Origin of the sequence: Pantoea cypripedii (assembly GCF_011395035.1) — a bacterium.
GTDB classification, from domain to species: Bacteria; Pseudomonadota; Gammaproteobacteria; order Enterobacterales; family Enterobacteriaceae; genus Pantoea; species Pantoea cypripedii_A.
Genome location: NZ_CP024768.1, coordinates 552,484 through 573,950, shown reverse-complemented (window position 1 = coordinate 573,950; position 21,467 = coordinate 552,484). Strand labels below are relative to the sequence as shown.

21 protein-coding genes are annotated in these 21,467 nt (G+C 56.1%); 14 read left to right on the top strand and 7 right to left on the bottom strand.

Translation table 11 applies throughout. The features are described from left to right. Positions 1 to 101 precede the first annotated feature (101 nt). The 4 genes from pepA to CUN67_RS02580 all read left to right on the top strand — a co-directional run bounded on the left by pepA (position 102) and on the right by CUN67_RS02580 (position 5,653). Complete coding sequence (pepA, locus tag CUN67_RS02595) at positions 102 to 1,613, top strand: leucyl aminopeptidase (RefSeq protein ID WP_084872334.1); 1,512 nt, start codon at positions 102 to 104, stop codon at positions 1,611 to 1,613. Between the two features lie 148 nt (positions 1,614 to 1,761). After that, positions 1,762 to 2,220: a DNA polymerase III subunit chi gene (locus CUN67_RS02590; RefSeq protein WP_084872332.1), complete on the top strand. Its 459-nt coding sequence runs from the start codon at positions 1,762 to 1,764 to the stop codon at positions 2,218 to 2,220. Between the two features lie 5 nt (positions 2,221 to 2,225). Continuing rightward, a complete protein-coding gene (locus CUN67_RS02585; protein WP_208713875.1) occupies positions 2,226 to 5,081 on the top strand; it encodes a valine--tRNA ligase in 2,856 nt (951 codons plus the stop codon). A gap of 68 nt (positions 5,082 to 5,149) precedes the next feature. Next, complete coding sequence (locus CUN67_RS02580; protein ID WP_208713874.1) at positions 5,150 to 5,653, top strand: GNAT family N-acetyltransferase; 504 nt, start codon at positions 5,150 to 5,152, stop codon at positions 5,651 to 5,653. A 141-nt stretch (positions 5,654 to 5,794) separates the two neighbouring features. Here CUN67_RS02580 and miaE read toward each other — a convergent pair whose 3' ends face one another. Both miaE and rraB read right to left on the bottom strand, forming a co-directional pair. Beyond that, on the bottom strand, positions 5,795 to 6,556 hold the full coding sequence (gene miaE, locus CUN67_RS02575; protein ID WP_208713873.1) for a tRNA isopentenyl-2-thiomethyl-A-37 hydroxylase MiaE: 762 nt from the start codon (positions 6,554 to 6,556) through the stop codon (positions 5,795 to 5,797). A 58-nt stretch (positions 6,557 to 6,614) separates the two neighbouring features. Beyond that, positions 6,615 to 7,037 (bottom strand): ribonuclease E inhibitor RraB, encoded by a 423-nt coding sequence (gene rraB / locus CUN67_RS02570; protein ID WP_208713872.1) that lies wholly within the window; start codon positions 7,035 to 7,037, stop codon positions 6,615 to 6,617. 164 nt (positions 7,038 to 7,201) lie between these two features. Here rraB and argF point away from each other — a divergent pair, with 164 nt between their 5' ends. The 4 genes from argF (at position 7,202) to ridA (ending at position 10,334) form a co-directional block, all read left to right on the top strand. Continuing rightward, positions 7,202 to 8,209: an ornithine carbamoyltransferase gene (gene argF, locus CUN67_RS02565; RefSeq protein WP_084872319.1), complete on the top strand. Its 1,008-nt coding sequence runs from the start codon at positions 7,202 to 7,204 to the stop codon at positions 8,207 to 8,209. Between the two features lie 243 nt (positions 8,210 to 8,452). Then, positions 8,453 to 9,388 carry an aspartate carbamoyltransferase gene (gene pyrB, locus CUN67_RS02560; protein WP_084872316.1) on the top strand — a complete coding sequence of 312 codons (936 nt, stop codon included), beginning with the start codon at positions 8,453 to 8,455 and terminating at the stop codon, positions 9,386 to 9,388. A 13-nt stretch (positions 9,389 to 9,401) separates the two neighbouring features. Beyond that, positions 9,402 to 9,866, top strand: a complete 465-nt coding sequence (gene pyrI / locus CUN67_RS02555; RefSeq protein WP_013507722.1) for an aspartate carbamoyltransferase regulatory subunit — start codon at positions 9,402 to 9,404, stop codon at positions 9,864 to 9,866. A gap of 81 nt (positions 9,867 to 9,947) precedes the next feature. Next, complete coding sequence (gene ridA / locus CUN67_RS02550) at positions 9,948 to 10,334, top strand: Rid family detoxifying hydrolase (protein ID WP_208713871.1); 387 nt, start codon at positions 9,948 to 9,950, stop codon at positions 10,332 to 10,334. An 86-nt stretch (positions 10,335 to 10,420) separates the two neighbouring features. On the opposite strand, the gene CUN67_RS02545 is transcribed toward ridA, so the two are convergent. Continuing rightward, a complete protein-coding gene (locus CUN67_RS02545) occupies positions 10,421 to 12,805 on the bottom strand; it encodes a beta-N-acetylhexosaminidase (protein WP_208713870.1) in 2,385 nt (794 codons plus the stop codon). A gap of 269 nt (positions 12,806 to 13,074) precedes the next feature. On the opposite strand from CUN67_RS02545, the gene nrdD reads away from it, so the two are divergent. Both nrdD and nrdG read left to right on the top strand, forming a co-directional pair. After that, positions 13,075 to 15,213: an anaerobic ribonucleoside-triphosphate reductase gene (gene nrdD / locus CUN67_RS02540; RefSeq protein ID WP_208713869.1), complete on the top strand. Its 2,139-nt coding sequence runs from the start codon at positions 13,075 to 13,077 to the stop codon at positions 15,211 to 15,213. Next, positions 15,210 to 15,776 carry an anaerobic ribonucleoside-triphosphate reductase-activating protein gene (gene nrdG, locus CUN67_RS02535; RefSeq protein ID WP_208713868.1) on the top strand — a complete coding sequence of 189 codons (567 nt, stop codon included), beginning with the start codon at positions 15,210 to 15,212 and terminating at the stop codon, positions 15,774 to 15,776. Before nrdD ends, nrdG begins: the two co-directional genes overlap by 4 nt. Here nrdG and CUN67_RS02530 read toward each other — a convergent pair. Beyond that, positions 15,669 to 16,706 (bottom strand): permease, encoded by a 1,038-nt coding sequence (locus CUN67_RS02530; protein WP_208713867.1) that lies wholly within the window; start codon positions 16,704 to 16,706, stop codon positions 15,669 to 15,671. The two genes, nrdG and CUN67_RS02530, sit on opposite strands and share 108 nt — an antisense overlap. A gap of 184 nt (positions 16,707 to 16,890) precedes the next feature. Here CUN67_RS02530 and CUN67_RS02525 point away from each other — a divergent pair, with 184 nt between their 5' ends. Further along, positions 16,891 to 17,415 (top strand): type 1 glutamine amidotransferase domain-containing protein, encoded by a 525-nt coding sequence (locus CUN67_RS02525; RefSeq protein ID WP_208713866.1) that lies wholly within the window; start codon positions 16,891 to 16,893, stop codon positions 17,413 to 17,415. 83 nt (positions 17,416 to 17,498) lie between these two features. Here the strand turns inward: CUN67_RS02525 and CUN67_RS02520 are convergent, their stop codons facing one another. Then, on the bottom strand, positions 17,499 to 17,924 hold the full coding sequence (locus CUN67_RS02520; RefSeq protein ID WP_208713865.1) for a YhbP family protein: 426 nt from the start codon (positions 17,922 to 17,924) through the stop codon (positions 17,499 to 17,501). Positions 17,925 to 18,025: 101 nt separating this feature from the next. On the opposite strand from CUN67_RS02520, the gene CUN67_RS02515 reads away from it, so the two are divergent. Next, on the top strand, positions 18,026 to 18,313 hold the full coding sequence (locus CUN67_RS02515; RefSeq protein WP_084872293.1) for a GIY-YIG nuclease family protein: 288 nt from the start codon (positions 18,026 to 18,028) through the stop codon (positions 18,311 to 18,313). Here the strand turns inward: CUN67_RS02515 and CUN67_RS02510 are convergent. Beyond that, the gene (locus CUN67_RS02510; RefSeq protein WP_208713864.1) at positions 18,297 to 18,803 is read right to left on the bottom strand and encodes a GNAT family N-acetyltransferase; all 507 of its coding nucleotides are present in this window, start codon (positions 18,801 to 18,803) and stop codon (positions 18,297 to 18,299) included. The genes CUN67_RS02515 and CUN67_RS02510 overlap by 17 nt on opposite strands. Continuing rightward, a complete protein-coding gene (ubiT, locus tag CUN67_RS02505) occupies positions 18,797 to 19,321 on the bottom strand; it encodes a ubiquinone anaerobic biosynthesis accessory factor UbiT (protein WP_208713863.1) in 525 nt (174 codons plus the stop codon). Before ubiT ends, CUN67_RS02510 begins: the two co-directional genes overlap by 7 nt. 204 nt (positions 19,322 to 19,525) lie before the next feature. Here ubiT and ubiU point away from each other — a divergent pair, with 204 nt between their 5' ends. Together ubiU and CUN67_RS02495 are read left to right on the top strand one after the other, a co-directional pair. After that, the gene (gene ubiU, locus CUN67_RS02500; protein ID WP_208713862.1) at positions 19,526 to 20,521 is read left to right on the top strand and encodes a ubiquinone anaerobic biosynthesis protein UbiU; all 996 of its coding nucleotides are present in this window, start codon (positions 19,526 to 19,528) and stop codon (positions 20,519 to 20,521) included. Positions 20,522 to 20,530: 9 nt separating this feature from the next. After that, complete coding sequence (locus tag CUN67_RS02495; RefSeq protein WP_208713861.1) at positions 20,531 to 21,415, top strand: U32 family peptidase; 885 nt, start codon at positions 20,531 to 20,533, stop codon at positions 21,413 to 21,415. The last annotated feature ends 52 nt before the right edge of the window (positions 21,416 to 21,467 follow it).

Below are 21,467 nucleotides of genomic sequence, written 5' to 3'. Positions count from 1 at the left end.
GCGTTTAAATGTCATGGCGTCGCAACAAATTTTAATGTGTTACGAGCGCGCTACATTCTAACGACAGCTTCGGCCGTTGTCTTTAAGATTCAGGAGAGTGCATGGAGTTCAGTGTAAAAAGCGGTAGCCCGGAAAAGCAGCGCAGCGCCTGTATTGTAGTTGGTGTTTTCGAACCGCGCCGTCTGTCACCGATTGCCGAACAGCTCGATAAGATCAGCGACGGCTACATTAGCGCCCTGCTGCGCCGCGGTGAGCTTGAGGGTAAAGTGGGCCAGACACTGCTGCTGCACCATGTGCCAAATATTCTTTCCGAGCGCATCCTGCTGATCGGCTGCGGCAAAGAACGCGAGCTGGACGAGCGTCAGTACAAGCAGGTTATTCAGAAAACGATTAACACGCTGAACGATACCGGCTCGATGGAAGCGGTATGTTTTCTGACCGAACTGCACGTTAAAGGCCGCAATACCTACTGGAAAGTGCGTCAGGCAGTCGAAACCTCGAAAGAGGCGTTGTACAACTTCGATCAACTGAAAAGCAACAAAGTGGAGCCCCGCCGCCCGCTGCGTAAGCTGGTGTTTAACGTGCCGACACGTCGTGAACTGACCAGCGGCGAACGTGCCATTCAGCATGGTCTGGCTGTCGCCTCTGGCGTGAAAGCCGCGAAAGACCTCAGCAATATGCCGCCAAATATTTGTAACGCCGCTTATCTGGCGTCGCAGGCGCGTCAGCTGGCTGATGCCTTCAGCAAAAATGTCACCACCCGCGTGATTGGCGAACAACAGATGAAAGAGCTGGGCATGAATGCCTATCTCGCCGTCGGTGCCGGTTCGCAGAATGAATCGCTGATGTCAGTGATTGAATACAAGGGCAGCAGCGATCCCGACGAGCGTCCGATTGTGCTGGTCGGTAAAGGCCTGACCTTCGATTCCGGCGGCATCTCGATCAAACCAGCCGAAGCCATGGACGAAATGAAGTACGACATGTGCGGTGCGGCATCGGTTTATGGCGTGATGCGCATGGTGGCGGAGCTGAATCTGCCGCTGAACGTGGTGGGCGTGCTGGCGGGTTGTGAAAACATGCCGGATGGCCGTTCCATGCGTCCGGGCGATGTGCTGACCACCATGTCAGGCCAGACGGTAGAAGTGCTGAACACCGATGCCGAAGGCCGTCTGGTGCTGTGTGATGCCCTGACTTACGTTGAGCGTTTCGAGCCAGAAGTGGTGATTGACGTCGCCACCCTGACCGGTGCCTGCGTGATTGCGCTGGGTCATCATGTCAGCGGTTTGATGTCGAACCATAATCCGCTGGCACACGAGTTGATCGGGGCTTCCGAACAGTCTGGCGACCGCGCCTGGCGTTTACCGATGGCCGATGAGTACCAGGAACAGCTGGAATCCAATTTTGCCGATATGGCGAACATTGGCGGCCGCCCTGGGGGTGCCATCACCGCGGCCTGCTTCCTCGCACGCTTTGCCCGCAAATTTAACTGGGCGCACCTGGATATCGCCGGTACCGCCTGGCGTTCCGGTAAAGCTAAAGGTGCCACCGGCCGTCCGGTGCCGCTGCTGTCGCAGTTCCTGCTGAACCGTGCAGGTCTGAACGGCGACGATTAAGTCAAAAAATGCGACCATTGAAACGGCGCGCATAAATGCGCACCCTACGCCCGTAGGGTCGGCATTCATGCCGACCGTATTAATAGACGCACAAAACTTGCGGGGCGCATAATGCGCCCCAATGTCATTTAATGGAATGTAGCCTGCCATGAAAAACGCCACCTTTTATGTGATGGAGTCCGATACCGCCAGCGACGGCCTGAGCGCCATTGAAGCGCTGGTGTGCGATCTGGCTGAAGCACGCTGGCGTGACGGCAAACGCATCCTGATTGCCTGCAACGATGAACAGCAGGCGAATCGTCTGGATGAAGCATTATGGCAGCGCCCGGCCAACGCCTTTGTGCCGCATAACCTGGCCGGTGAAGGGCCACGATATGGCGCTCCTGTCGAACTGGCGTGGCCGCAGCGTCGTGGCAGCTCGCCACGCGATTTGCTGATCAGCCTGCTGCCGCAGTTTGCAGATTTTGCTACTGCTTTCCATGAAGTGATAGACTTCGTACCTTACGAAGAATCCCAGAAACAACTGGCGCGTGACCGCTATAAAGCGTATCGCAGCGTTGGTTTCCAATTGAATACGGCGACGCCACCACAGCCGCAAACGACATAGCAGAAATGGAAAAGACATATAACCCGCAAGATATCGAGCAGCCGCTTTACGAGCACTGGGAACAGCAGGGCTACTTTAAACCCAATGGTGACACCAGCCAGGAAAGCTTTTGCATCATGATCCCGCCGCCGAACGTCACCGGCAGCTTGCATATGGGTCACGCCTTCCAGCAGACCATCATGGACACCATGATTCGCTACCAGCGTATGCAGGGTAAAAACACCCTGTGGCAGGCCGGTACCGACCACGCGGGTATCGCTACCCAGATGGTGGTTGAGCGCAAAATCGCGGCTGAAGAGGGCAAAACGCGCCAGGATTACGGTCGCGAAGCCTTTATCGACAAAATCTGGCAGTGGAAAGCGGAATCTGGCGGCAATATCTCCCGTCAGATGCGTCGCCTCGGCAACTCGGTTGACTGGGAGCGCGAGCGCTTCACCATGGATGAAGGGCTTTCCAATGCCGTAAAAGAAGTGTTTGTGCGCCTGTACAAAGAGAACCTGATTTACCGTGGCAAGCGCCTGGTCAACTGGGACCCGAAACTGCGTACCGCCATTTCTGACCTCGAAGTGGAGAACCGTGAAACCAAAGGTTCCATGTGGCATATCCGCTATCCGCTGGCCGATGGTGCCAAAACTGCGGAAGGTAAAGAATATCTGGTCGTCGCCACCACCCGTCCGGAAACCCTGCTGGGCGATACCGGTGTCGCGGTGAACCCGGAAGATCCGCGTTACAAAGATCTGATTGGCAAAGAATTGATCCTGCCGCTGGTCAACCGTCGCATTCCGATCGTCGGTGATGACCACGCCGATATGGAAAAAGGCACCGGTTGCGTGAAGATCACCCCGGCGCACGACTTCAACGACTACGAAGTGGGTCGTCGTCACGCGCTGCCGATGATCAACATCCTGACTTTCGACGGCGATATCCGTGTCACTGCGGAAGTGCTGGACACCAACGGTGAAGAAACCGATGTGTACAGCAACGAAATCCCGGCGCAGTTCCAGAACATGGAACGTTTTGCCGCGCGTAAAGCGATGGTGGCTGCGGTTGACGCACTCGGCCTGCTGGATGAGGTCAAACCTCACGATCTGACCGTTCCTTACGGCGACCGTGGTGGCGTGGTGATCGAGCCAATGCTGACCGACCAATGGTACGTGCGCACTGCCCCGCTGGCGAAAGTCGCGGTGGAAGCAGTGGAAAACGGCGACATCCAGTTTGTGCCGAAGCAGTACGAAAACATGTATTTCTCCTGGATGCGTGACATTCAGGACTGGTGTATTTCCCGTCAGCTGTGGTGGGGTCACCGCATCCCGGCATGGTACGACAACCACGGCAACGTGTACGTCGGTCGCACCGAAGAGGAAGTCCGTCAGGAAAATAATCTGGCTGCCGACGTCGCGCTGCGCCAGGACGAAGACGTACTGGATACCTGGTTCTCTTCCGGCCTGTGGACCTTCTCTACCCTTGGCTGGCCGGAGAACACCGAAGCGCTGCGCACCTTCCACCCGACCAGCGTGCTGGTGAGTGGCTTCGACATCATCTTCTTCTGGATTGCCCGCATGATCATGCTGACCATGCACTTCATGAAAGATGAAGACGGCAAGCCGCAGGTGCCGTTCAAGACCGTGTATATCACCGGCCTGATCCGCGACGAAGAAGGACAGAAGATGTCCAAGTCGAAAGGTAACGTCATCGATCCGCTGGATATGGTTGACGGCATTTCGCTGGAAGATCTGCTGGAAAAACGTACCGGTAACATGATGCAGCCGCAGCTGGCGGATAAAATCCGTAAGCGCACTGAGAAGCAGTTCCCGGACGGGATCGTACCATCAGGCACCGATGCCCTGCGCTTTACCCTGGCGGCACTGGCTTCAACCGGCCGTGACATTAACTGGGACATGAAGCGCCTGGAAGGCTACCGCAACTTCTGTAACAAGCTGTGGAACGCCAGCCGCTTTGTGCTGATGAACACCGAAGATCAGGATTGTGGTCAGAACGGCGGCGAAATGAAGCTGTCGCTGGCGGATCGCTGGATCCTGACCGAGTTCAACAGCACGGTGAAAGCCTATCGTGAAGCGCTGGACAGCTATCGTTTCGATATCGCGGCGAACCTGATGTACGACTTCACCTGGAACCAGTTCTGTGACTGGTATCTGGAGCTGACCAAGCCAGTGATGAACAGCGGCAGCGAAGCGGAACTGCGTGGTACGCGCAATACGCTGGTCACCGTGCTGGAAGCGTTGCTGCGCCTGGCGCACCCGATTATTCCGTTTATCACCGAAACCATCTGGCAGCGTGTCAAAGGCCTGAAAAATATCAGCGACGATACCATCATGCTGCAACCGTTCCCGCAGTACGATGCGGCGAAAGAAGATGCCGTGGCCAAAGCAGATATCGAATGGATGAAGCAGGCGATTGTCGCGGTGCGTAATATCCGTGCCGAAATGAACATCGCGCTGAGCAAACCGCTGGATGTGCTGCTGCGTGATTGCTCGCCTGCGGCGCTGCGTCGCGTGGAAGAGAACCGCAACTTCCTGTCGCGTCTGGCACGCCTCGAAAGCCTGACCATTCTGCCTGCGGGCGAGAAAGGCCCGGTATCGGTGACCAAGATCGTTGAAGGCGCTGAGCTGCTGATCCCGATGGCAGATCTGGTGAACAAAGAAGCGGAGCTGGATCGTCTGGCGAAAGAGCTGACCAAGCTTGATGTTGAGATTGAGAAGATCCAGACCAAGCTGGCGAACGAAGGCTTTGTCGCCCGTGCACCGGAAGCGGTAGTGGCGAAAGAGCGCGAGCGCGCAGCTGAGCTGGAACAAGCGAAAGCAAAACTGATTGAACAGCAGGGCGTGATTGCGGCATTGTAAGCGTTTCAGGCCAACTGCTTAACCGAAGCCGGGCACTGCCCGGCTTTTTTATATCGGATGAGATGATAATGACCACCGCCACCCCACTGAATCTTCAGGTGCGCCCGATTACCGCTGCCGATAATCCGCTGATTGCGCAGGTAATTCGCGCCGTGTCTGCCGAATTCGGTCTGACCGCTGACAAAGGCTATACCGTATCCGATCCCAATCTGGATCGTCTGTTTGAGTTGTATAGCGAAACCAACAGCGCCTACTGGATTGTCGAGCATCAGGGCAAGGTGCTGGGCGGGGGCGGCGTGGCACCACTGGCTTGCAGCGCGCCGGATATTTGTGAATTGCAGAAGATGTACTTTATGCCGGAAGTGCGCGGCTTCGGTCTGGCGCGCGATCTGGCGCTACGCGCGATGGATTACGCACGCCAGCAGGGATTCCGCCGCTGTTATCTGGAAACCACCGGCAGCCTGACGCGCGCCATTAAGTTATATGAATCGCTCGGTTTTAAGCTGATTGAAGAAGCGATGGGCTGCACCGGGCATGTGGATTGTGAAGTGCGGATGCTGCGTACCCTGTAAAAAACGCGCGATAAATCGCGCCGCTACAACAGTGCGAAATATCAGGCTGGTATAAACATCGCACAATACCGTAGCGGCGCGATTTATCGCGCAATTCCGGGTTGGATGCTGAAAAAAAGCGCGATAAATCGCGCCGCTACGTCAGAAGGTCGGTACACCGCTATGAAAACGCAGCTCCGTGTCCGGTTGGCTGATTAACCGCCCTTCTGCCTCACCAATCGCCCGCACGCGTGGTGCAATATCCTTCGGGGATATCTGCACCGCCAGCGCCAGGTAATCCTGGTAATGACGCGCTTCTGAACGCAGCAGTGAGATGTAGAATTTCTCCAGTTGCTCATCCAGATACGGTGCCAGGCTGGCAAAGCGTTCGCAGGAACGCGCTTCGATGTAAGCGCCACAAATCAGCTTATCCACCAGCGTATCCGGTTCATGCGTGGTGACCTCGCGCAGCAATCCCTTCGCGTAACGGCTGGCGGTGATTTTGCGATAGGGCAAACCGCGTGCCTGCATGATTTCCCATACCTGATAAAAATGATGCAGTTCTTCTTTGATCAGCAGCACCATCTTCTCCACCAAATCATCAGCCCACGGCAACTCATTGCGCACGATGATACTTTTGGTCAGATTCTTATGGGCGTTGATAAAGTTGCTGTCGTGATTTTCACCAAAGATGAAATCTTCATAAGGCTGCAACCACGCCAGAATGGCGTCACCACTGGGCTTATCCGCGACATATTTGCGAATCAGCCAGACGGCGGTTTGTGCCGCTTTCAACTCGCATACCATATGATCGGTAAGCAGCAGCGTCAGATTTTCCGGTTTGCGCGCTTCATCAATCCACGCCTGCGGCGTGCGGCAATGCAGAAACTGATGGATAGGTTCTAACAGCGGGGCGTAATTCATCGGTTGTCTTTGTCTTGCGGGGAATTGAGTTCGGGCGGCATGCGCCGCCCGTTAAGCCTTAGTGACGCACACCATTGTCGTCTTCATCGTCGATAAAGTCGCCGTCGTCATCTTCGTCTTCAGCGTCCGGGTCTTCAAAGTAAGTGCCCCAGCCGTCGTAATCGACGTTGTATTTACCCGCCAGATTCACCAGTTGCTCAACCTGTGCATCGATCAGGTCGGGTTTCAAAGCCGCTTCGCTCAGAATATCGACACACATCACCGTGCTGCCATCTTCCAGCTCCAGCTCTTCCGGCTCGGTCACTTCGTAGCCCAGCTTGAAGGCATCAACCGCCGCTTTTTCCAGCGAGTCAAAATTGTTGCAGGAGAGATGATGCTCGATGGTGTAGAGCGCATCCGGATCGCTGCCATCTTCCAGTAATTCATCAATGATCAACCGCGTCTCTTCGCGTTGTTCTTCCAGCAATGCTTCGTATGCCATGGGGATATCCTCAAAATGTTCGGCAATGAATGCAATTATTTTCCCACACTGCCTCGCGCGCCACTACTCAAAACACAAAGTTTCTTAACGTCGGGGTTGAAAATGCATATTCATACGGTTAGATTGAATTTTAATTCATTTATGATGATCACACGGAGAGCTGTATGAGTCAGCTGAATCAACGTCATTTCCTGAGATTGCTGGATTTCACCCCAGCAGAAATTGATTACCTGTTAAGTCTTGCCGGTGAATTAAAACACGCAAAGAAAAACGCCAGTGAAACGCAGTACCTGAAAGGTAAAAACATCGCGCTCATCTTCGAAAAAGACTCGACCCGTACCCGTTGCTCTTTCGAAGTTGCCGCTTACGACCAGGGTGCTAACGTCACTTATCTCGGCCCCAGCGGCAGCCAGATCGGCCATAAAGAGTCGATGAAAGATACCGCGCGCGTGCTGGGACGCATGTATGACGGTATTCAGTATCGTGGTTACGGCCAGGCGCTGGTCGAAACCCTTGCCGAATACGCTGGCGTACCGGTATGGAACGGGCTGACCACTGAATTCCACCCAACGCAGCTGCTGGCCGATCTCCTCACCATGCAGGAACATCTGCCGCAGAAATCATTGAGCGAAATGACGCTGGTGTACGTCGGTGACGCGCGCAACAACATGGGTAACAGCATGCTGGAAGCGGCAGCGCTGGTCGGGCTGGATCTGCGTCTGGTGGCACCGAAAGGCTGCTGGCCGGAAGAACAACTGGTGGAGCAATGTCGCGTGGCGGCACAGAAGACCGGTGGCAAAATTACCCTGACGGAAGATATCGCCGAAGGCGTACAGGGTGCCGATTTCATCTACACTGACGTATGGGTATCGATGGGCGAAGCCAAATCGGTATGGGCCGATCGTATCGCCCTGCTGCGCCCGTATCAGGTCAACAGCGCGATGCTGGCGCTGACCGGCAATCCGCAGGTCAAATTCCTGCACTGCCTGCCCGCCTTCCACGACGATCAAACTACCCTCGGACATCAGATGGCCGAGCAGTACGGTCTGCAAGACGGCATGGAAGTCAGCAATGACGTGTTTGAGTCGGAGCACAGCATCGTATTTGATCAGGCAGAAAACCGCATGCACACCATCAAAGCGGTGATGGTCGCCACGCTGGGACAACCGTAGTAGCCGTCAGGGCAAACGTTTACCTCGCCGCGATTTTTGCTTGATGCAAATCAGTGAATGCGTATAATGCGCCACAATTTGCCGGGAGGAAGCATGCAACAGCGCAGCGCACAATTTGACGCTCCATTACGCCAGAAAGCTGGCGGCGCATCTGTTTCTTTCCGTCATCAATCGATCGCAAAAAAAGCCCCTTAAGCAGGGGCTTTTTTTTGTCCGTCATCCGGCAGCGCAGAGGAGAGAGCTATGGCCAACCCGCTATATCGTAAGCACATTATTTCTATTAACGATCTCAGCCGCGACGAGCTGGAGCTGGTACTGCATACCGCTGCACAGCTGAAAGCGCATCCGCAGCCGGAGCTGCTGAAGCACAACGTCATCGCCAGCTGCTTCTTTGAGGCCTCGACGCGTACCCGCCTGTCGTTCGAAACTGCCATCCATCGTCTCGGTGCCTCGGTGGTGGGGTTTGCTGACGGCAGCAACACCTCGCTCGGCAAAAAAGGGGAGACGCTCGCCGATACCATCTCGGTGATTGGCACCTATGTTGATGCCATTGTGATGCGCCATCCGCAGGAGGGGGCCGCTCGCCTCGCGACAGAATTTTCCGGCGGCGTGCCAATTCTCAATGCCGGGGACGGTGCCAACCAGCATCCAACCCAAACCCTGCTCGACCTGTTCACCATCCGCGAAACCCAGAGTCGCCTGGATAACCTGAATGTGGCGATGGTTGGTGACCTGAAATATGGCCGTACCGTGCACTCCCTGACCCAGGCGCTGGCAAAATTCGATGGCAACCGCTTCTTCTTTATCGCCCCCGATGCGCTGGCAATGCCGTCTTACATCACCGATATGCTGGATGAGCGCAACATCAGCTGGTCACGTCATGACAGCATCGAAGAAGTGCTGCCGCAGCTGGATATCCTGTATATGACCCGCGTGCAGAAAGAGCGTCTTGACCCGTCGGAATACGCCAACGTTAAGGCCCAGTTTATTCTGCGCGCCAGCGACCTGGTGGGGGCGCGCGATAATATGAAGGTGCTGCATCCGCTGCCACGCATCGACGAGATCACCACCGACGTTGATAGCACGCCGCACGCCTGGTATTTCCAGCAGGCCGGTAACGGCATCTTCGCCCGCCAGGCATTGCTGGCGCTGGTCCTGAATCGCGATTTGGCCCTGTAAGGAGGAAAACAGCATGACACACGATAACAAATTGCAGGTTGAAGCCATCAAACGCGGCACGGTGATTGACCATATCCCGGCGCAGGTCGGCTTTAAGTTACTGTCGCTGTTTCGCCTGACGGAAACCGATCAGCGCATCACCATTGGTTTGAATCTGCCTTCTGGCGAAATGGGGCGCAAAGATCTGATCAAGATCGAGAACACCTTTCTGACCGACGATCAGATCAACCAGCTGGCGGTGTATGCCCCGCATGCCACCGTTAACCGCATCGACGAGTATGAAGTGGTGGCGAAGATCGCCCCGACCTTACCGGATCGTATCGAACGCGTGCTGACCTGCCCGAACGGCAACTGCATCAGCCGCAGCGAGCCGGTGTTCTCCAGTTTTGCGGTGAAAAAGCGCGATAACGAAGTGCACCTGAAGTGCAAATATTGTGAGAAAGAGTTCGCGCATCACGTGGTGCTCGGTCACTGGTAATCGTCGGCATCGTCCCTATAATGGGTCGATATTTTCACGTCGCTGGCAGCAGCTGGCGGCGCACTTTCTTAAGGAGAAACAATGTCTCGCGAAATCAGTACTGAAAAAGCACCGGCAGCGATTGGTCCGTATGTACAGGGCGTGGATCTCGGCAGCATGATCATTACCTCCGGCCAGATTCCGGTGGATCCACAAACCGGTGCCGTTGCGGAAGATGTTTCCGCTCAGGCGCGTCAGTCGCTGGAAAACGTGAAGGCGATTGTTGAAGCCGCTGGCCTGAAAGTGGGCGACATTGTGAAAACCACGGTGTTCGTGAAAGATCTGAACGATTTCGCCACCGTTAACGCCACCTATGAAGCCTTTTTCACCGAGCACAACGCCAGCTTCCCGGCACGCTCCTGTGTGGAAGTGGCGCGTCTGCCGAAAGACGTGAAAATTGAGATCGAAGCGATCGCGGTTCGCCGTTGATCCTACGTAGCGGCGCGATTTATCGCGCCATTTCGTGCGCGATGCCAGAAAAATCCGCGCGCTAAATCGCGCCGCTACGAACGAGGTTATTTGAACGATCGCAATAATTTTTCCAGCGGTCGCACCATAGCCAGCACCGTTTCATCCTGCACCTGCGCGGCAGCATCCAGTTTTGCCTGCATCTGCGCCACTTCGCCTGCGCCATACGCCTGATTACGCTGCAACGTCGCCACTAAATCCAGCCCGATACGACTCAGTTCAGCCACCTGCTGCACCTGCGGCTGCAACGCGTGTAACTGATAGTTATGCAGCGTCAGCGGCATTACCCGGTCGCAATTGCTCAGCCAGCGTTGTAACTGCTGGCGAATGGCGTTGGCGGCCTGATGGTTTTCACGGTTGGCAATCAATGCATCGACCTGCTTATCCAGCAAACGCACCGCTTCACTCTCCGCTGGCAACACATCGGCCAGCCGATTCAGCGGTTCGAAATAGTTGTAGTGCCCCGCCTGGAATTTCAGATGCTGGCGCGTGTAATACTGCGCCGGTTCCAGCACTTCGCTCAGCACCCGCAGCGGGGTGATATCGGTACTGTTGGCCAGACGCATCATCTGCACTTCCGCCTGCCGATATTGCTGCAATCCCACTGATACCGTGCCCCAGCGATCAATGGCGCGCAGACGCTGGTACATGTTGTCGCTGTCATTCACATCAGCAGCAGACCACAGCCGCTCAGCCACCACAAAAGTCCGCGGCCAGAGTTTGATATCAATAATCTGGCTGTTGACGTTTTCTGCCCACAACGCCGCTTCACCGCCCAGCAGATTGTCACTCAGTTGCTGCGTTGTCGGCAACGATGGGGCGATACCCGCTGGCACCTGCACCAGGCGGCTTCCCTCGGTGGGATAACGCACATTACCCACCAGCATATAACCGGTCAGGTTGTTTTCCGTCAGCGTCACCACCGGCTGCACTTCTCCCATCCAGCTATCAACGCGGAACGTCACCTGCCCGGGCGACAGCCAGTCAATCTGGCTGACCAGACGCCGCGCTTTTCCGCTGAAGTCGATAAATCCGCGCCAGCCTTCTTTGCCGTCAATCAGGGTAAAACTGCCCTGCACCGGGCTACCCTTCAGGCGCGGCAGGGTGAATTGCCAGCTCTGCGCCTGTTCACCCGGTTGCAACTGATCCTGCCCATGCAACCCCTGGGGGAAAGGTTCGTTGCGGTAGTGATAAGCCGCAGGCTGCGGCTGGTCGAGATAGAAGCCGGTCGAAAGAATGCCGCGATAGCCATTTTTCACCACCTCCCCCAGCGCATCCTGCCCCTGCCATGACTGGATTAGAATGCTGTGCGGCAGATCGGGATGGTAGATTTCGTCCCAGCCCACCATCTGCCGCTGATGCGCTTCCAGGATTTTTTCCACCCGCTGATTAAACCATGCCTGCAAAGCATGGGCGTCTTTCAGCCCATGGTCGCGCATAAATTGCTGAATCTTTGGGGAATCATTCCACTGCGTGGGATCAACCTCATCGCCGCCAATATGCAGATACGGATCCGGGAAGATCGCCGCCACCTCCCCCACCAGCGTATTAATAAAGTTGAAAACCTCTTCATTGCTCGGATCGAGCAAGGGTTTGAACACACCCCAGCCGCGCTCCATCGGGTACGGTCCCGGTGCGCTTATCAGCTCTGGCATCGCCACCGCGATGGCTGAAGCATGGCCTGGCAGATCAATTTCCGGTACCACGCGGATGCCACGCTGCATGGCGTATTGCACCACATCACGCATTTCCTGCTGGGTGTAGTAGCGGCCATCGCTGGCTTTCTCCTGCAACTGGGGATAATGGCTGGAGGCAAAGCGCCAGCCTTGATCGTCGGTCAGATGCCAGTGGAAAACATTCATGCGCGCCGCAGCAATGCCGTCAATCTGCCGTTTGAGGGTCTCCACCGGCATAAAGTGACGGGCAGAATCGATCAGCAATCCCCGCCACGCGAAGCGCGGTTGATCGTCGATAGTGACATAGGGGATCACCGTGCCACTTTCGCTATTTTCAATCAGCTGCAACAACGTCTCCATGCCGCGCATCGCGCCAAAGCGCGTTCTGGCCTCCAGCAGCACGCCGTCACTGTTGACCACCAGATGGTAACTCTCATCACTGTCCGGCTGGGGGAGCGGATCCACCGCATCAGCAATCTGGATGCGAATGGTGGCCTTTTCGTCTGACGTACCGGACGGTAACAGCGGCCATCCTGTCTGCCGTGCGATGCGTGCCAGCCAGCGCGCCTCAGCGCCCTCCAGATGATCGCCTGAGATTTGCAACGTGAGTTGCGGTGTCAGCTGATACGCCCCACCGCTGTGCGGCTGTTCAACCTTTTGCGGCCAGGGCATAAGCGGCAGGTCACCTGCCGGTGTCGCGAAAGCAGAAAAACTCATTGATAAACAGCAGGCGAGCAGCGTTCGGGGCAGAGGCATGAAGGGCATCCTTGTGGAAAATTGTCGGATCAAAACCGGCAAAAAGCCCATTAGACCTGCTTCGCGTCGCAAATCAAGCCAGGCAAACCAGAAGTATGGGCGTGTTAAAACTTTTTCAGTTTAGCCAGAGTTACAGATTGCGCGCCTTTCATGCTTTGCAGAAACTTCTTTGCGCCTGGTCAATAACGGCCTAATTAATTCACGCGCAAACACCATATGTAGGCATTACACTTCATTAAAACCACAACATATAGTTTCATGGAGGCTAAATGGCAACGGTAGTGATTAAGCGTGATGGCTGCAAAGTGCCTTTTGATGCACAGCGAATCGCCAGTGCGGTGCAGGCAGCAGCACGCGCTGCCCAGGTAAACGATAGCGCCTGGTGCGCCCAGGTCGCGACTGAGGTAGGTCAGCAACTGGCTTCCCGCGACGAAGTGGATATTCGCGACATTCAGTGTGCAGTAGAAGAGACGCTAATGAGCGGCCCCTGGCCACAGCTGGCGCGCGCCTATATTGAATATCGCCACGATCGCGATCTGGCACGCGAGCAGCGCGGGAAACTGCATCACGCTATTCGCGGCCTGGTTGAGCAAACCAACGCCGCCCTGCTGAATGAAAACGCCAACAAAGACAGCAAAGTGATCCCCACCCAACGCGATTTGCTGGCTGGCATCGTGGCTAAGCACTACGCGCAGCAACAAATCCTGCCGCGCGATGTGGTGCTGGCGCACGAGCGCGGCGAGATCCATTACCACGATCTCGATTATTCGCCCTTCTTCCCGATGTTTAACTGCATGCTGATCGATCTGCGCGGCATGCTGACCAACGGCTTCAAAATGGGCAATGCCGAGATCGAACCGCCAAAATCGATCGCCACGGCGACCGCCGTCACCGCCCAGATCATCGCTCAGGTCGCCAGCCATATTTACGGCGGCACCACCATCAACCGCATTGATGAAGTGCTGGCCCCCTTCGTCACCCTGAGCCTGGAAAAACACCGTGCCGTCGCGCACGAGTGGCAGATTGACGATGCCGAGGCTTATGCTCGCGCGCGTACTGAAAAAGAGTGCTATGACGCTTTTCAGTCACTGGAATATGAGGTCAACACGCTGCATACCGCTAACGGACAAACGCCGTTTGTGACCTTCGGTTTTGGCCTCGGCACCGACTGGGCCGCGCGTCTGATACAGCAATCGATCCTGCGCAACCGTATTGCCGGGCTGGGCAAAAACCATAAAACCGCCGTGTTCCCGAAACTGGTGTTTGCTATCCGTGAAGGTATCAACCGTCGCGCTGGCGATATGAACTACGACATCAAACAGCTGGCGCTGGAGTGCGCCAGTAAGCGCATGTACCCGGATATCCTGAATTATGATCAAGTGGTGAAAGTCACCGGATCGTTTAAAACCCCGATGGGTTGCCGCAGCTTTCTTGGCGTGTACAAGGAAAATGGGCAGCATATTCATGAAGGGCGCAATAATCTCGGCGTCATCAGCCTCAACCTGCCGCGCATTGCGCTGGAAGCACAGGGTGATGAAGCACGTTTCTGGTCGCTGCTGGATGAACGTCTGGCGCTGGCAAAACGCGCGCTGATGACACGTATCGCCCGGCTGGAAAAAACCAAAGCACGCGTCGCGCCAATTCTTTATATGGAAGGTGCCTGTGGCGTGCGTCTCAACGCGGATGACGACATCGGGCCGATTTTCCGCAATGGCCGCGCGTCCATCTCGCTCGGCTATATCGGCCTGCATGAAACCCTCAATGCCCTGAGCGGCAACGAGGTACATCCTTACGATGCCGATTATCTGCGCGCCAAAGGGGTGGCGATTGTCGAGCATCTGCGCCAGGCCGTCGATGCGTGGAAAGCCGAAACCGGCTACGGCTTTAGCCTGTACAGCACGCCGAGCGAAAATCTGTGCGACCGCTTCTGCCGCCTCGATGCCGCTGAATTTGGCGTGGTACCCGGCGTCACCGACAAAGGTTATTACACCAACAGCTTCCATCTTGATGTCGAGAAGAAGGTCAATCCCTACGACAAAATTGATTTTGAAGCACCCTATCCGCCCATCGCCAGCGGGGGTTTTATCTGTTACGGCGAATATCCCAATATCCAGCACAACCTCAAAGCGCTGGAAGATGTCTGGGATTACAGCTATGACCGCGTGCCCTACTACGGCACCAATACGCCGATTGATGAATGCTACGAATGCGGCTTTAGCGGCGAGTTCAGCTGCACCAGCAAAGGCTTTACCTGCCCCAGCTGCGGGAATCACGATCCAGCACGCGTTTCGGTGACGCGTCGCGTGTGTGGCTATCTTGGCAGCCCGGATGCCCGTCCGTTTAACGCTGGCAAGCAGGAAGAGGTGCAACGTCGGGTTAAACACCTGGATACGGGACAACTGGGATGATGCATATCCATCGCTATTATGACGTCGATATCGTTAACGGGCCGGGTACACGCTGCACGCTGTTTGTCGCCGGTTGCGAACACCAATGCCGTGGCTGTTACAACCAGAGCACCTGGCGCCTGGATTCCGGTGTGCCGTTTACGCTGGCGATGGAGGAGCAATTGATCGCCGATTTGCAGGATCGGCGCATTCCGCGTCAGGGATTGTCGCTGAGCGGCGGCGATCCGCTGCATCCGCATAACGTGCCGCATATACGTCGCCTGGTGAAACGCGTGCGGCGCGAATGCCCGGATAAGGATATCTGGTTGTGGACCGGCTATCAGCTGGCGGAACTGAGCGATGCCCAACGTGAGGTGATCGCGGAAATTGACGTGCTGATTGACGGGCGTTTTATCGAAGAAGAGAAAGATGCGCGGCTGCTGTGGCGCGGCAGCCGCAATCAGAAAATCTGGTATTTACGCCAGCCACAGGGCGAGCACCCCGACCAGCATCCCGCTGAAGGCTACGCCCAGCAGAGCTATCCACAAGGCACGTGCCGGAAAAGCCCGGTGCAACATCAGTAACGAAGGTACGCTAACGGCGGGCAATGTCAGCAGCAGCGCCAGAGCTGGCGCGATGCCCATTCCCGCCAGCATCATGGTTTGTACAATCGGGATCTCGGCTGCCGTCGGGATAACAAACAAGCACCCCGCCAGCGCCATCACCACCACCCAAAACAGCGTATTGCCCACCGCGCCATCCGCGTGCGGGAACAACCAGACGCGCGCCGCCCCCAGCAGCAGCACCGCTATCACATATAACGGGATGGTATTCCAGAACAACCGCCACAGCACGCGCAGCCAGCGCAGGAAAAAAGGTTCTTCCGGCAGCGCTGCAGGCATAGCGTCAGGGAGTGCTACCTTTTGCGGCACGCTGCGCTGTACCAGCCAGGCAATGCCCAACACCATAATCATCCCCGCCACCAGCCGCACTGCCGCAAACTGCCAGCCGAGTACAAACCCCATAAAGATTAACGTGGCCGGATTCAGTACCGGATTCGCCAGCCAGAAGGCCATCGCCGCCCCGCTGGACACCTGCGACTGACGCAACCCGGCGGCCACCGGTGCCGCACAGCAGGTACACATCATGCCAGGCAGCCCGAGGCCAGTGCCCACCAGCGCCGAGCCAAAACGGTTTTGCCCCATCATCCGCAGCAGCCAGTTACGCGGGATCAATACCTGCACCAGCGACCCCAGCAGCACGCCCAGCACCGCCGCTTTCCACACCGCCAGAAAATAAACCATGGCGTAATCCAGCGCGGCACGCCAGGGTGAGGCATCAGCGCCTGCCAGAATCGATTTACCAATGGAATGCGTTTCTGCCGCCGTGAAGGCTTTGCCGTAGTACGGCTGCCATTTGACGTACCAGAGGCCAATGACCACCACCAGCAGAAACAACAGCGGTTTCCACCAGGCAAAACGCGTTGCCGGAGCAGCAGAAGTGAGTTGAGTCATGAGAGAGTCCCGTATTCAGCCTGAATAACGAAAATCGCACCAGGACGGCGCGACGGATTAACCTGAGTGTTTATCAGGTGAAGGAATTTTTCCATGCTTAATCGCTCTAAAATTGACCTGCTTGCGTTTTGCAGGTGGGCAACCACACTTGATCTGATACACAAGCACGACAAGGGGGAGAAAGATGAGCAAGAAGATTGCGGTATTAATTACCGATGAATTTGAAGACTCAGAATTTACCTCACCGGCGGAGGCTTACACCAAAGCGGGCCATGAAGTGGTCACCATTGAGATGAAAGCCGGTAAGACTGTCAAAGGCAAAAAAGGCAAAGCCGAGGTAAAAATCGATAAGGATATTGATCACGTGGATGCAGCCGAGTTCGATGCCCTGCTGCTGCCGGGCGGACATTCACCCGATACGTTGCGCGGTGACGATCGTTTCGTCAACTTCACCAAAGAGTTTGTCGCCAGCGGGAAACCGGTGTTTGCCATCTGTCACGGGCCACAGTTATTGATCAGTGCCAATGGCGTGCGCGGCCGCAAAATGACCTGCGTGAAAGCCATCGCTATTGATCTGCGCAACGCCGGTGCTGACTTCTACGACAAAGAAGTGGTGGTGGATGATGACAAACTGGTCACCAGCCGCACCCCGGACGATCTGCCCGCCTTCAATCGCGAATCCCTGCGGATTCTCAACACAGCCACCTGATGGCTAAAAACCGCGCGATAAATCGCGCCGCTACGGCTTTGTGCGACATTTGTAGCGGCGCAATTTATTGCGCAATCATGCCGTTACGCACGCTGCCAGACAATTTTTTTGCCGAAACCCAGCGCGTTATCGGTCATCTTCACCTCTTCCAGCACAATCTCCCACAGCGGTGCCGTGACGGCACGTGAGATCGGGAAACGTTTCTGGTAAGCGTGGCGCGCCTGCTGTTCAGCCTCATCGCTTAAACGCTGAATATGGCCGCGATACTGTACGCCTTTGATTAGCAGCACGGTTTTCGGCTGGCCGTTGACGGTGCCTGCCACGCGGGGATTAGCCAGCATCAGCTGGCCATGTCGGGTATCCGGCTCCGTCATCAGCCAGAAAACCATGCGGGATTCATCGAAGACATAAAAACAGTTGGCGCACCACAGGTCGTCGCCGTCTGTCGCGCACAACGACAGCGCATGCTGTTTTTTCAGGTAGCGAATCAGATGGGAATGGTCGGACACAATCGAACTCCCTTGCAGGCCGGAGGCCTGTGCTGACGGATAGCGGCAACGCCTGATGCGCGCTACACTGCCTGTCAGCGATTTTTCCGAGGTTAATCATCATGGAGCAGGGCTGGCAGCTTTATATGCTGCAAACCGCCGCAGGCCAACTCTACACCGGCATCACCACAGATGTGAACCGGCGTTTACAGCAGCATCAGCAGGGACGTGGAGCGCGATCATTGCGCGGAAAAGGTCCACTGACGCTGGTGTTTCATTGTGATGCGGGCGATCGGTCTGCCGCATCACGTCTTGAGTATCAGGTTAAGCAGTTAAGCCGGGCACAGAAGCTGCAACTGGTGGCGCAACAGCCGCCCAGCCTGAACAACTGGTTTACGCAAAACGATTGAAGGGGGCAGCAAACTCGATCTGCCCTTCCGCGCCTGCGAACGCGTCGTCAGCCAGTTTATACACCTGAAACGCGGCTTCGGAGCCGGTCCAGCGGCAATGCAACCCGTGACGCGCTGCCGGTTCGAAACCGAAGTCATGGTAGTAAGCCGGATCGCCCAGCACCACCACCGCGCTGTAACCAAATTCATTCAGCGCATCCAGCCCTTCATACACCAGCTGTTTACCGATGCCCTGTTTGCGTACCGTCTCATCCACCGCCAGCGGTGACAGAGCAACCCAGTTGCGGTCTTCACCCTGCAACGTCACCGGGCTGAACGCGGCATACCCCAAAACCTGACCTTCATCATCGGTCGCCACCACGCCAAGGGTCAGCAAACCATCTTCACGTAACTGCTGTACCAGTTCCGCTTCGGCGGCGCTGGCAAAACAGCGCTTTAACAGGCTATCGATGCTGGCCGCATCAACGCCAATTTCAGTACGAATCAACATGAGATCCCCGCGCGCGACTCAGTGGCCTTCGCGTCCTGTTTCAGTCCAGCCTCAACAAAAGCAGCCAGCTGCTGCAATCCCGTTCGCAATGGCGTGGGCATGGCATCCAGTTCAATGGCATCCATCAGGTTCTTCACCTCCAGCCCCAGCTCCGTGTCACCTTCAATCACCAGACGGCGTTGAAAGAACAACATATCGGGGTCCGCTTTGCGTGCTGCCACCAGCAACAGATCGTTGGCTTCGCCACGAAACCAGACATCAGCTTCGGTATCGCGCGAAACAGTCAGACGCCCGCCCTGTAACGTGGTCATCCAGCGCAAATTGATGTCGCTGATTTCGATTCCCAGGGAGCGCCCTTCCAGAAAGTCTAACTCACCTTCAGCCAAAGCATGGCGAAATTGCCAGTTTAGGAGTTGTTGCAAAACGGCTTTTTTCAGCGCGAAAGGGGTTAATGACACCGGTAAGGCTAAGAATTCTGGCCCTTTTTCAACAATCAAACCGCGTAAGCGAGTAAACACCAGCTGCACTCCCTTCAGAAAATTTTACCTATTCTGCCACATCCGTTTGGCTTCGCCTCCACTGAGATCAAGGAATTCGCACTCTGGTTGTGTGAAAAATCTTCAATCTGCATCACCATTGGCCGTTTCACTGCCTTAAATCAACATTCTGCGACGAGGGCTTACCTACACTCAACGCCGTCCAGAACCCGGGGAGGAAAATGTATGGAACTGCTGTGCCCGGCGGGGAATTTACCCGCGCTGAAATCGGCGGTGGAGCATGGCGCCGACGCCGTCTACGTCGGCCTGAAAGACGATACCAATGCCCGCCACTTTGCTGGTCTTAATTTTACCGACAAAAAACTGGCCGAAGCGGCGCGCTTTGTGCACCAGCATCGACGCAAGTTGCATGTCGCGATTAACACCTTTGCCCATCCTGACGGCATGAACCGCTGGCAACAGGCCATTGATATCGCGGCGCAAAATGGCGCAGATGCGCTGATTCTCGCCGATATCGCCACGCTGGAATATGCGGCAAAGCACTATCCGCAGGTTGAACGCCACCTTTCGGTACAGGCATCGGCCACCAATCTGGAAGCGATCCGTTTTTATCACCGCCATTTCCAGCTGCATCGCGTGGTGCTGCCGCGTGTGCTGTCGTTGCATCAGGTGAAGCAGCTGGCGCGTGAAACACCGGTGCCGCTGGAAGTGTTCGCTTTCGGTAGCCTGTGCATCATGGCCGAAGGCCGCTGTTACCTCTCCTCATGGCTGACCGGAGAATCTCCCAACAGCGCCGGAGCCTGTTCGCCCGCCAAATTCGTTCGCTGGCAACAGACGCCGCAGGGCATGGAATCACGCCTGAATGAGGTGTTGATTGACCGCTACGGACCGGATGAAAGCGCCGGTTATCCCACCCTGTGCAAAGGACGCTACGAGGTCGATAACCAGCGTTACCACGTGCTGGAAGAACCCACCAGCCTGAACACCCTGTCGCTGCTGCCGGAGCTGCTGCGTGCCGGAGTAGCATCGGTGAAGATTGAGGGCCGTCAGCGCAGCCCGGCCTATGTGGCACAGGTGGCGAAAGTGTGGCGTCAGGCGATTGACCGTTGTATGGCTGCGCCAGAGCAGTATGCCGTCCAGGAACCCTGGATGCAGGCGCTGGGTGAACTTTCTGAAGGTAGCCAGACCACGCTCGGTGCTTACCATCGCGACTGGCAGTAAGGAGTCAGCATGAAATACGCAATCGGCCCGGTACTGTGGTACTGGCCCAGTGAAAAACTGGAAAACTTTTATCAGCTTGCCGCGCAGTCCAGCGCGGAAATCGTCTATCTGGGTGAGGCGGTGTGCAGCAAACGCCGTGCGACGCCTTTCGCCCAATGGATGGAAATGGGACGCGCCCTGGCCCAGCACGGTAAACAGGTGGTGATCAGCACGCTGGCGCTGCTGCAATCGCCGTCGGAATTGAAAGAGCTGCGCCGTTATGTGGAAAACGGTGAGTTTCTGATTGAAGCCAACGATATCGGTACGGTAAATATGGCGGCCGAACGCCAGTTACCCTTTGTCGCTGGCCCGACGCTTAACGTCTACAACGCACAGACCTTGCAGTTGCTGCTGAAAGAAGGGATGACACGCTGGTGCATGCCGGTTGAGATGTCGCGCGACTGGCTGATTCAGCTTTTACAGCAATGCGATGCCGCAGGCATACGCAATCGCTTTGAGGTGGAAGTACTGGGTTACGGCTATCTGCCGCTGGCGTTATCCGCGCGTTGCTTCACCGCCCGCTCAGAGAATCGCGCCAAAGACGATTGCCAGACCTGCTGCATCGACTATCCCAACGGACGACGCGTGTTGTCCCAGGAAGGCCAACAGGTGTTCGTGCTGAATGGTATTCAGACCATGAGTGGCTATTGCTACAACCTCGGCAATGACCTGGCGGGCATGCATAACTGGGTGGATATTGTGCGTTTATCGCCGCAGGACGACAGCACACTGGAAGATGTGGATCGCTTCCGCGCCAACGAAGCCGGTGAAGCGCCGCTGATGGTGGCCCGTGGCAGTGACAGCAACGGTTACTGGCGACGCCTGGCAGGAATGGCACTGGATAGCGGCCGCTGAAAGGCACGTTCCGGCTATATTCCTGCCCTTATTAGCAGTTTTAATATGGGTA

What these genes read in the sequence shown, in the direction of transcription:
- pepA (WP_084872334.1), top strand. Translation starts at nt 102, where the DNA reads ATGGAGTTCAGTGTAAAAAGCGGTAGCCCGGAAAAGCAGCGCAGCGCC.
- CUN67_RS02590 (WP_084872332.1), top strand. Translation starts at nt 1,762, where the DNA reads ATGAAAAACGCCACCTTTTATGTGATGGAGTCCGATACCGCCAGCGAC.
- CUN67_RS02585 (WP_208713875.1), top strand. Translation starts at nt 2,226, where the DNA reads ATGGAAAAGACATATAACCCGCAAGATATCGAGCAGCCGCTTTACGAG.
- CUN67_RS02580 (WP_208713874.1), top strand. Translation starts at nt 5,150, where the DNA reads ATGACCACCGCCACCCCACTGAATCTTCAGGTGCGCCCGATTACCGCT.
- miaE (WP_208713873.1), bottom strand. Translation starts at nt 6,556, where the DNA reads ATGAATTACGCCCCGCTGTTAGAACCTATCCATCAGTTTCTGCATTGC.
- rraB (WP_208713872.1), bottom strand. Translation starts at nt 7,037, where the DNA reads ATGGCATACGAAGCATTGCTGGAAGAACAACGCGAAGAGACGCGGTTG.
- argF (WP_084872319.1), top strand. Translation starts at nt 7,202, where the DNA reads ATGAGTCAGCTGAATCAACGTCATTTCCTGAGATTGCTGGATTTCACC.
- pyrB (WP_084872316.1), top strand. Translation starts at nt 8,453, where the DNA reads ATGGCCAACCCGCTATATCGTAAGCACATTATTTCTATTAACGATCTC.
- pyrI (WP_013507722.1), top strand. Translation starts at nt 9,402, where the DNA reads ATGACACACGATAACAAATTGCAGGTTGAAGCCATCAAACGCGGCACG.
- ridA (WP_208713871.1), top strand. Translation starts at nt 9,948, where the DNA reads ATGTCTCGCGAAATCAGTACTGAAAAAGCACCGGCAGCGATTGGTCCG.
- CUN67_RS02545 (WP_208713870.1), bottom strand. Translation starts at nt 12,805, where the DNA reads ATGCCTCTGCCCCGAACGCTGCTCGCCTGCTGTTTATCAATGAGTTTT.
- nrdD (WP_208713869.1), top strand. Translation starts at nt 13,075, where the DNA reads ATGGCAACGGTAGTGATTAAGCGTGATGGCTGCAAAGTGCCTTTTGAT.
- nrdG (WP_208713868.1), top strand. Translation starts at nt 15,210, where the DNA reads ATGATGCATATCCATCGCTATTATGACGTCGATATCGTTAACGGGCCG.
- CUN67_RS02530 (WP_208713867.1), bottom strand. Translation starts at nt 16,706, where the DNA reads ATGACTCAACTCACTTCTGCTGCTCCGGCAACGCGTTTTGCCTGGTGG.
- CUN67_RS02525 (WP_208713866.1), top strand. Translation starts at nt 16,891, where the DNA reads ATGAGCAAGAAGATTGCGGTATTAATTACCGATGAATTTGAAGACTCA.
- CUN67_RS02515 (WP_084872293.1), top strand. Translation starts at nt 18,026, where the DNA reads ATGGAGCAGGGCTGGCAGCTTTATATGCTGCAAACCGCCGCAGGCCAA.
- CUN67_RS02510 (WP_208713864.1), bottom strand. Translation starts at nt 18,803, where the DNA reads ATGTTGATTCGTACTGAAATTGGCGTTGATGCGGCCAGCATCGATAGC.
- ubiU (WP_208713862.1), top strand. Translation starts at nt 19,526, where the DNA reads ATGGAACTGCTGTGCCCGGCGGGGAATTTACCCGCGCTGAAATCGGCG.
- CUN67_RS02495 (WP_208713861.1), top strand. Translation starts at nt 20,531, where the DNA reads ATGAAATACGCAATCGGCCCGGTACTGTGGTACTGGCCCAGTGAAAAA.